The sequence below is a fragment of the Marinicella pacifica genome (assembly GCF_014636635.1).
Classification (GTDB): Bacteria; Pseudomonadota; Gammaproteobacteria; order Xanthomonadales; family Marinicellaceae; genus Marinicella; species Marinicella pacifica.
The window spans coordinates 1-6,590 of the sequence record NZ_BMEO01000025.1; the positions used below are offsets into that span (position 1 = coordinate 1).

The window sequence follows — 6,590 nt, forward strand, 5'->3', positions numbered from 1 at the left end:
TGGACCTGAAGTTGTATTTTATTCTGCTTAATCGCTACATTAAGAGTAATGGTCTTTGCTTCAGCAGCGGCTGAATTATTAAAAACATTCAATAGCGCCAATTCTAATAAAGCATCCGTCATTATTTGCTGCCCGTCATCTCCATTGATGGTCATTTTGACCTGCGGATGGTTATGACAAAAGCGAACTTTTAGTTCTTTTAACAAAACCATTAAATTTGTTATTCGAGAATTTAAATATTCCGGATTATTCGCCAAATCAACCATTTCTCTGATTGATGCTTGGCATCGCTCAATCTGCCAACCACAACGTTTATCAACGTAACGATGACGCCAAACCCAAAGCAGTTGCTGTTGATGAAACGGTTTTACAAAGTTATACCGGCGTTTATGCTTCAGATTCCTTTCCATTGGATATTTCGGTGACTTTAAAAGACGGTCAATTAATGGCCCAGGCGACAGGACAAGGCGCTTTCCCACTAAGCGCTAAAAGCGAAACTGAATTTACCTTCTCAGCAGCTGATATTAGCATGGTCTTTAATGCAGACAAGCAAACCATGACATTCACCCAAATAGGCCGAAGTTTTGAGATGGAGAAAAAAGAGTGAAAAAACTATTTTATGTGATTGCGTTTGTCGGGTTATTTCACAACCAGGCTTATGCACAACCTAACTTTTCAGGTCTGATTGAAATCCAACCCAATCCAGCCATGGAAGGCCAAATGGTCACCATTGGGTTTATTACTGGTTGCCGAAATTGGACTGATCACAATTTTAGTGTGAACGGTTTTATTATCGATTATCAAGTAACTTATCATCCCTGTGTTATAGGCGTTCCTCCACCTGAAGGTTTTATGTACCTTGACCTGGGGGTGTTACCAGCCGGCGATTACCAACTTAACTTAAACATTAACACCGGCTCACCACCACTTCAATACCAAGAAACCATCACTTTCGGTGTTTTGCCATCACAACAAGTCCCTCTTAATTCAACCATCAGCCTTTTACTTTTTGGTTTTTTGTTACTGTTAACTGGAATCTTCACCCTTCGCGTACTTCGTCCAAGTGCTTAGAAAATGAAACACTGAAACCTTTTATCAAGCGCATTAACCGCTTATGTAATTTTTCACAGAAATTTACTCTTCACATCTATACTCGACACCATTGTTAATCAATGGAGTTAGTATGAAATTAGTTATTCTTTTAAGTTTATTCCTTTCTGCACCTGTAAATGCGGGCGACTATGATTTTGCTGTGGACGTTCATGGCGAGGGCGAGCCCATGTTATTAATCCCGGGGTTAAGTAATTCCGGTGATGTCTGGGATGAAACCGTGGCCCGCTATAAAAATGAATATGAGATGCATGTCGTGACTTTACCGGGTTTTGCCGGTCAAGCGCCGATGGCGGAAACAGAGCCTTATTTAAGTCAGGTTCGCGATCAATTGTTGGCCTACGTAAATGAAAACAAACTACGCAATCCAGTGGTCGTCGGCCATAGTTTAGGCGGTTATATGGCGATGATGATGGCTATTGAAAACAATGATTTGTTTAAAAAAATTGTGATTGTCGATTCAGTGCCCTTTATGCCGGCCCTCACCATGCCCGGTGCCACTGAAGAAAACTCTAAAGCCATGGCAGCAGCCATGCGGTCGCAAATGGACGGCCAGAGTGAAGAACTTCGCTCTGCCTCTCTGGATCAAATCCTCAGCACCATGATTACTGACCCTGAGCGCATTAAACTCGCCAAGAAATGGGGCATGGACAGTGATCCTGAAAGCGTTAACCAGGCCATGTACGAAATGATGACCACTGATTTGCGCGATGAGATCGCCACCATAAAAACCCCGACACTGGTGATGGGGTCGTGGGTTGCCTATAAAGATTACGGCATGAGTCATGAACGGCTTAAAATGAGTTATGGCGCCCAATACAAAAATATGGACAACCATAAACTGGTCATCACTGATAAGGGTAAGCATTTCATTATGTGGGACGATCCTGAATTTTATTTTGCTAAAATGAATGCTTTTTTAAGCACAGAATAAATCCTTATGAAAGCTTCACCCTTGTTCTGGGTTGTTAATGCAGCAGGTTGGTTCGCCTTCCTGCTGCTCAGCGGTTTGTTTTTTAGCAGTTTAAGTGGACAGCTGACCTTGAACAGTCTGGTGATTCAGTTGTTTGCCTGGTGTTACTACGTACCGGCTTCCGGCCTGGTTCGTCATCTGATTCATCGTTGGGATTGGTTCCGGCGAAAACACCACAGTCGATTAATCATTCAATTAATCGCCACCACCTTTTTATTGGCTTTACTGGGACAATTTCTGGTCTCATTATTTATGATGTATGGCCTGAATATCATGACCTGGCAAACGTATTCAATGGCCGTGTTGTTTCTCACCGTGGCGCAAAACTGGATTGTTCTTTCCTTGTGGACCTTATTGTATCTGGTGATTGGTCACTACCGCGCCAATCGACATCAACAACTGCGTGAAATCGAACTCACTTCAGCTTTGCACAAAAGTGAATTGCTGGCGCTGAAAGCCCAGCTCAATCCGCATTTTATTTTTAATTGTCTGAATAATATGCGTGCCATGACCTTAGAAAGTGCTGAAACCACGCGTAAAATGATTACGCATTTATCTGAAATCCTGAAATATTCCTTTCGCTTCAGTGAACAGGCGCAGGTTACTGTGCAGGAAGAACTCACGCATGTGCGAAATTATCTGGCTTTAGAAGACATTCATTTTGAACAACGATTACAGTACAAAATATCGGTTGCTGACGGCGCAGAAACCGCACAAATTCCGCCCATGAGTATTCAGCTGTTGGTCGAAAACGCCATAAAACACGGGATTGCTAAGCGACCGCAAGGTGGCCACATTGAAATTAACATCGACACCGATTATCAGCACCTCAAGATTGCTGTGCTTAATGACGGCCAACTTTCAGACAACACCCAAGAAGCCGGCATTGGTCTGGACAATCTTCGTCAAAGACTCCATTTACTCTACGGTGAACAGGCCGAGTTTACGCTCGTAAATCAAGGAACATCACAAGTCTGCGCCAATCTTACTGTGCCCCTTGCGTACCCTGACAATGACTAAACAATGAACACTAAAAACCACATAAGCGCTTTAATAATCGACGATTCACGCCTGGCCCGGCAGGAACTCAAACACCTGTTGAATAAACACCCTGAAATTCAGATTGAAGCCGAAGCGAGTGATGCTGAACAGGCTTTGGCCTTCATGAAAAACCATAACGTAGATGTGTTATTTCTGGACATTCAAATGCCTGGCAAGGATGGTTTTGAATTGCTGCAACAACTCGACCAGGTACCTCAGGTAGTTTTTGTCACCGCCTACGATGAATACGCCATCAAGGCGTTTCAGCACAACGCCCTGGATTATTTACAAAAACCCATTGAACCGGAAGCCCTGGATCGTGCAGTGTCTAAAATTGTACAACAACACCACTTATTAAAAGCCCAGCAACCGTCAGAAAAAAACCGCGAAACACTGGGTGTTCACGACCAGGTTTTTGTCAAGGACGGCGAACAATGCTGGTTCGTCACGCTCGGCGATATTCGCCTGTTTGAAGTCAGTGGCAATTACACCACTTTGTATTTTGACGATAACAGCCCGATGCTGAATAAAACCCTGAACCAACTGGCCGAACGCCTTGATGACAACCGGTTTTTCCGCGCCAACCGGAATCAGCTGATCAACCTTAACCACATACAAAAAGTTGAACCCTGGATTCAGGGCATCCGCGTGCATTTGAGCGGTGGTGAAACCATTGAACTGTCGCGCCGTCAAACCCAGCAGTTTAAAGAAGTAATGAGCCTATGAGCTCACGATGCTATGATGGTTTCTGCAAACCCAAGCCATTATCACATCCTTGAACATTCACATTTATTTTTGTGACACAGTTCATGATTGAGGGAGTTGGTTAGAATAAAGAACATAACAAATGGATTTTACTGATACATTTCAACATTAAATATAGACCCTCAGTAAAGCTTTACGTTTCCCAATGAAATGTGACAATTATTGTCATCAAATTGGCGGTTTGAGGGGGGCAACAACAATGAATCTTTAAACGCATATGGGACGTGTGTTACTCTGCCTTCATTCTTAATGCGACAAAATAATCAGCCATATCAAATACTTAGAAAGCTATTGCTTTGTAACGGGCTTATTTGAAGTAATGAAAAGCCTTATCGGGTCTTTGTTAATTAACGCGCAATTAAGCATTGTCTGTTATAATGTGCTTGTCTAAAAAAATTAGACAACTGTTTAACTAATTGAGGTATACCCGAGAGTACCTCATTTGGTTGACGCTTTAAGGAAGAAGGAGGATTACCCCACCTTTTTTCATTGAAGATTTGCAAAGACTTTATTGTTTAACTGACCCAACTCAATTTATTGGGCTATTGAATAACAAATCTTAGTGCTTTAACCGATGACAGTGCATGTCATCATGCTTGTCTGTTTCATGGGCATAAAAATTACATTATAAATTTTCGGGTTGCCAAAATTTGAGCTCAATGGCTTTGATTATTAATATTTAACCTGGAATATTTCATGCATTCATTACAAGAAACACTGTGGGAAAATGTCTCTAAGAGGCCCCTTAAAACCAATCTAGTCGGTAAATCTCATAAACTAAGTGAATGACCCAATTTTGGTTTCTCAAACTACAATCCGGACTATATCGTTTTAAGTGCTCATTTAACTCAGAAATTTATGAGTAAAAACGAAATATCTAAGGTATTAAAAATTGATGATAGCACCATTAATCATTTTCTGAATGCAGCCAGTCTATTACAGATTTTAGAAACTAAGGATCCGGTAGAAACTGACCCTAAACCTTTGCGATCCCAGGTTTCAAGGTTTTCTGAAAAATTAAAAACGATTTTTAATTTTTCTTAAATAAACTTAAATTTTTCGATTGTGTATTGACATTATTTTCAGACTCAAAAAAGGACAATACAACTTAAAAAAACTGTAATTTAATATTCTTGGACAAATATCATGCACAAAAAAGTGGCCTTCATTGGATCAGTCGGTTCTGGTAAAACAACCATCATTAATAACCTAAGTAGTATCAACGCCCTCAACACAGATGTTAAATCAAGTGTTGATATTGGCAAAGAGATGACAACTGTCGGCATCGATTACGGACATATTGTCATTGATCAAGAAACCACCTTAGGCCTGTATGGTGTGCCCGGCCAAAGAAAATTTTCTCTGATTTGGGATTTCGTAAAAGAAGGCCTATGGGCAACAGTTATATTAGTCAAGAATAAGGACCAGGATTCTTTAAATGAACTGAAGCACCTCATTGATTACTTTGAGATTAATGAAAACACATTATGCATTGTTGGTATTACTCATGTTGAATCAGGTGGTGGCAGATCAACCATGAAAGCCATAAAGAAACTTTTTCTCGAACAAGGTATATCACCTCCTGTCTATACCGTCGATGCCAGACTTCATTCTAGCGCTCATTTAATCATGAGAACCTTAATTGCAATTGACGAGAGTAAATAAATGACCGAATCATTTAATCAGGTATTTAGTGACATTGAATCTAAGCTAAAGCATGTGAAAGTTTTAAATCTAACCACAGCCGATGGCTTTCCACTATTTACTCAATGTATTGATGGTTTTGATATAGAAACCGATAAATTATCAGCTGTAACTAGCTCCCTGACTGCTTTAAGTAAAGCCGCGGCAAAACAACTATTGACTTCTCAATTTGAATCTACATGCATCGAAACTGATAAGGGGCTTTTGTATATGATCCAAACAAACTATCAGGATAAACAATGCATTTTAAGTATGCTCAGTGGCGATAAACCCAACCTTGCTCAAATTAGGTACTTTATGAACAAGCTCGCAAAATATATTGAAACAGCTACTCTGTCTGCTGACAAATGACAGTCTACTCACTTTAAAATAGGAAAAAATTATGGCAGGTATTAATGAAAGTTTAGAAAGTTTATTATCAATCGACGGCGCGAAATGCACCTCTCTGGTCGATAGTTCATCAGGCATGGTTCTTGGTGAAGCCGGCTCCGGTATTGATATGGAATTGGCAGCTGCAGGTAACTCAGAAGTTGTCAAAGCCAAGCTTCAAACCATGAAACACTTAGGTTTAGAGGGCGATATTGAAGACATTTTAATTACCCTAGACGACCAATACCACATTATCCGCCCAATGGCGTCACAAAAAGGGTTGTTTATTTATCTGGTTTTAGACAAAGCAAAATCTAATTTGGCATTAGCGCGAAGAAAAGTGCAAAACATCGAAGAAAATTTAATCGTCTAATCAATCATTAAGACCAATAAAAAGGCTCGCAAAGAGCCTTTTTAACATGACACGCATAAACATTTATTAGCCCTCAGACTATTTACAAACACACGACTGTTACAACTCAGTATCTAAAGTAACTGTGAGCCTATGGTATTACTCTTGAACCGGTTTCTTTTTTAACTTCCTTTGCAACGTACGACGATGCATATTCAGGGCTTTGGCGGTTTGGCTGATGTTGCCGTTGTGTTCCTGCAGCACCCGTTGAATGTG

The 6,590-nt window shown here is 40.6% G+C and carries 11 protein-coding genes; 9 read left to right on the forward strand and 2 right to left on the reverse strand.

Annotation, left to right across the window (positions count from 1 at the left end):
- A partial coding sequence (locus tag IEV16_RS13060) for a hypothetical protein (RefSeq protein ID WP_188366170.1) occupies positions 1–266 on the reverse strand: 266 nt, incomplete at its 3' end.
- An 11-nt stretch (positions 267–277) separates the two neighbouring features.
- Between IEV16_RS13060 and IEV16_RS13065 the strand changes: the two genes are divergently transcribed.
- The 9 genes from IEV16_RS13065 (at position 278) to IEV16_RS13105 (ending at position 6,335) form a co-directional block, all read left to right on the forward strand.
- A complete protein-coding gene (locus IEV16_RS13065; protein ID WP_188366171.1) occupies positions 278–607 on the forward strand; it encodes a DUF3471 domain-containing protein in 330 nt (109 codons plus the stop codon).
- Positions 604–1,071, forward strand: a complete 468-nt coding sequence (locus IEV16_RS13070) for a hypothetical protein (protein WP_188366172.1) — start codon at positions 604–606, stop codon at positions 1,069–1,071. The genes IEV16_RS13065 and IEV16_RS13070 overlap by 4 nt, the downstream gene beginning before the upstream one ends.
- 112 nt (positions 1,072–1,183) lie before the next feature.
- Positions 1,184–2,044, forward strand: a complete 861-nt coding sequence (locus tag IEV16_RS13075; protein WP_188366173.1) for an alpha/beta fold hydrolase — start codon at positions 1,184–1,186, stop codon at positions 2,042–2,044.
- Between the two features lie 6 nt (positions 2,045–2,050).
- Entirely contained in the window at positions 2,051–3,103 is a 1,053-nt protein-coding gene (locus IEV16_RS13080) for a sensor histidine kinase (RefSeq protein ID WP_188366174.1), read from the forward strand.
- Between the two features lie 3 nt (positions 3,104–3,106).
- On the forward strand, positions 3,107–3,850 hold the full coding sequence (locus IEV16_RS13085) for a LytR/AlgR family response regulator transcription factor (RefSeq protein ID WP_229728361.1): 744 nt from the start codon (positions 3,107–3,109) through the stop codon (positions 3,848–3,850).
- Between the two features lie 897 nt (positions 3,851–4,747).
- Positions 4,748–4,933: a hypothetical protein gene (locus IEV16_RS13090; protein ID WP_188366175.1), complete on the forward strand. Its 186-nt coding sequence runs from the start codon at positions 4,748–4,750 to the stop codon at positions 4,931–4,933.
- Positions 4,934–5,035: 102 nt separating this feature from the next.
- Positions 5,036–5,554: a GTP-binding protein gene (locus IEV16_RS13095; protein WP_188366176.1), complete on the forward strand. Its 519-nt coding sequence runs from the start codon at positions 5,036–5,038 to the stop codon at positions 5,552–5,554.
- Positions 5,555–5,944 carry a roadblock/LC7 domain-containing protein gene (locus tag IEV16_RS13100; RefSeq protein ID WP_188366177.1) on the forward strand — a complete coding sequence of 130 codons (390 nt, stop codon included), beginning with the start codon at positions 5,555–5,557 and terminating at the stop codon, positions 5,942–5,944.
- 31 nt (positions 5,945–5,975) lie between these two features.
- Positions 5,976–6,335, forward strand: coding sequence for a hypothetical protein (locus IEV16_RS13105; RefSeq protein WP_188366178.1), 360 nt, complete (start codon positions 5,976–5,978; stop codon positions 6,333–6,335).
- 138 nt (positions 6,336–6,473) lie between these two features.
- Here IEV16_RS13105 and IEV16_RS13110 read toward each other — a convergent pair.
- Positions 6,474–6,590: helix-turn-helix domain-containing protein (locus IEV16_RS13110; RefSeq protein ID WP_188365921.1), on the reverse strand; the 117-nt coding region annotated here is incomplete at its 5' end.

What these genes read in the sequence shown, in the direction of transcription:
- IEV16_RS13090 (WP_188366175.1), top strand. Translation starts at nt 4,748, where the DNA reads ATGAGTAAAAACGAAATATCTAAGGTATTAAAAATTGATGATAGCACC.
- IEV16_RS13105 (WP_188366178.1), top strand. Translation starts at nt 5,976, where the DNA reads ATGGCAGGTATTAATGAAAGTTTAGAAAGTTTATTATCAATCGACGGC.
- IEV16_RS13075 (WP_188366173.1), top strand. Translation starts at nt 1,184, where the DNA reads ATGAAATTAGTTATTCTTTTAAGTTTATTCCTTTCTGCACCTGTAAAT.
- IEV16_RS13095 (WP_188366176.1), top strand. Translation starts at nt 5,036, where the DNA reads ATGCACAAAAAAGTGGCCTTCATTGGATCAGTCGGTTCTGGTAAAACA.
- IEV16_RS13085 (WP_229728361.1), top strand. Translation starts at nt 3,107, where the DNA reads ATGAACACTAAAAACCACATAAGCGCTTTAATAATCGACGATTCACGC.
- IEV16_RS13080 (WP_188366174.1), top strand. Translation starts at nt 2,051, where the DNA reads ATGAAAGCTTCACCCTTGTTCTGGGTTGTTAATGCAGCAGGTTGGTTC.
- IEV16_RS13100 (WP_188366177.1), top strand. Translation starts at nt 5,555, where the DNA reads ATGACCGAATCATTTAATCAGGTATTTAGTGACATTGAATCTAAGCTA.
- IEV16_RS13065 (WP_188366171.1), top strand. Translation starts at nt 278, where the DNA reads ATGCTTGGCATCGCTCAATCTGCCAACCACAACGTTTATCAACGTAAC.